Here is a 1366-nt window from a genome sequence, read left to right as displayed (position 1 = left end):
CGAAGCAATCGGAAGTGGTTCCAAGAAAAGCCTCTAAGCTTCAGTCATACGAGACCGTACCGCAAACCGACACAGGTGGGCGAGATGAGTATTCTAAGGCGCTTGAGAGAACTCGGGAGAAGGAACTCGGCAAATTGGTACCGTAACTTCGGGATAAGGTACGCCCCGGTAGCTTGATTGGTTTACTCCATGAGGGTGAAAGGGTTGCAATAAACTGGTGGCTGCGACTGTTTAATAAAAACACAGCACTCTGCAAACACGAAAGTGGACGTATAGGGTGTGACGCCTGCCCGGTGCTGGAAGATTAAATGATGGGGTGCAAGCTCTTGATTGAAGTCCCAGTAAACGGCGGCCGTAACTATAACGGTCCTAAGGTAGCGAAATTCCTTGTCGGGTAAGTTCCGACCTGCACGAATGGCGTAACGATGGCCACACTGTCTCCTCCCGAGACTCAGCGAAGTTGAAATGTTTGTGATGATGCAATCTACCCGCGGCTAGACGGAAAGACCCCATGAACCTTTACTGTAGCTTTGCATTGGACTTTGAATCAATCTGTGTAGGATAGGTGGGAGGCTTTGAAGCGGGGACGCCAGTTCTCGTGGAGCCATCCTTGAAATACCACCCTGGTTCATTTGAGGTTCTAACCTTGGCCCGTTATCCGGGTCGGGGACAGTGCATGGTAGGCAGTTTGACTGGGGCGGTCTCCTCCTAAAGTGTAACGGAGGAGTTCGAAGGTACGCTAGGTACGGTCGGACATCGTGCTAATAGTGCAATGGCATAAGCGTGCTTAACTGCGAGACCGACAAGTCGAGCAGGTACGAAAGTAGGACATAGTGATCCGGTGGTTCTGTATGGAAGGGCCATCGCTCAACGGATAAAAGGTACTCTGGGGATAACAGGCTGATTCCTCCCAAGAGTTCATATCGACGGGGGAGTTTGGCACCTCGATGTCGGCTCATCACATCCTGGGGCTGTAGCCGGTCCCAAGGGTATGGCTGTTCGCCATTTAAAGTGGTACGTGAGCTGGGTTTAAAACGTCGTGAGACAGTTTGGTCCCTATCTGCCGTGGGCGTTGGAAATTTGAAGGGGGCTGCTCCTAGTACGAGAGGACCGGAGTGGACGAACCTCTGGTGTACCGGTTGTCACGCCAGTGGCATTGCCGGGTAGCTAAGTTCGGAAGAGATAACCGCTGAAAGCATCTAAGCGGGAAACTCGCCTTGAGATGAGATTTCCCGGAGCCTTGAGCTCCTTGAAGGGTCGTTCGAGACCAGGACGTTGATAGGCTGGGTGTGGAAGTGCAGTAATGCATTAAGCTAACCAGTACTAATTGCCCGTACGGCTTGTCCCTATAACCTTGGCAGTCAAA

The 1366-nt window shown here is 51.9% G+C and carries 1 rRNA gene; it reads left to right on the top strand.

The features are described from left to right. Positions 1–1348 (top strand): 23S ribosomal RNA (locus LQV39_RS26285); the annotation flags it as partial. Positions 1349–1366: the final 18 nt, after the last annotated feature.

Origin of the sequence: Massilia sp. Bi118, from assembly GCF_918697865.1 — a bacterium.
GTDB lineage: Bacteria > Pseudomonadota > Gammaproteobacteria > Burkholderiales > Burkholderiaceae_D > Telluria.
Note: the sequence above shows the minus strand (reverse complement) of the source record. Positions and strands in the feature narration are given on the sequence as shown.